Annotated in this window: 1 pseudogene; it reads left to right on the forward strand. The window is 72.8% G+C overall.

Going from position 1 to position 511, the window contains the following annotated elements:
• Nucleotides 1-59: 59 nt before the first annotated feature.
• Nucleotides 60-511: pseudogene (locus GWK61_RS55170) on the forward strand (hypothetical protein); the annotation flags it as partial.

Genomic DNA, 511 nt, shown 5'->3' on the forward strand with positions numbered 1-511 from the left:
GTATAAGAGCCAGGGGGAGCGTTGGCGATGCTGGCTCCGACGGGGGTGCGGCTGGCTTGTTGGCTGGCGATGTCGGTTCCGGCGGCGCGTCCGGCAATGCCAGCCGCGACGCTGCGGGTCTGAGCGTCGGCGCGGGCACCGGCGATTCCGGTCCGGGCGCCGACGCGTCCGGCAGTGATGCTGATTCTTTCGGCGATGTTGCTGGCTCGCTTGCTGGCGGCGACGCTGCTGGTTTGAGCCTCGGCGCGGGCACCGGCGATTCCGGTCCGGGTGTCAGCCGGTTTGGCGGCGATGCTGATTCTTCCGGCGGCGCGGCTGGCTTGCTGGCTGGCGATGTCGTTGGTGCCGCTGACCGGGGCAGCGGCGCGGCTCCCAGCGGCGCCGCCGCGTCGGCTGAGGCAGCCGCTGCCTCGCCCGCCGACGAGCTCACCCAAGTCCGCGCGATCCTCTTCGCCCTCGGCGACCCCAGCGAAATCGTCGCCGCCGCCCTCGCCGACTACCCGCCCTCGGC

This window comes from Catenulispora rubra (assembly GCF_015356825.1).
GTDB classification, from domain to species: Bacteria; Actinomycetota; Actinomycetes; order Streptomycetales; family Catenulisporaceae; genus Catenulispora; species Catenulispora rubra.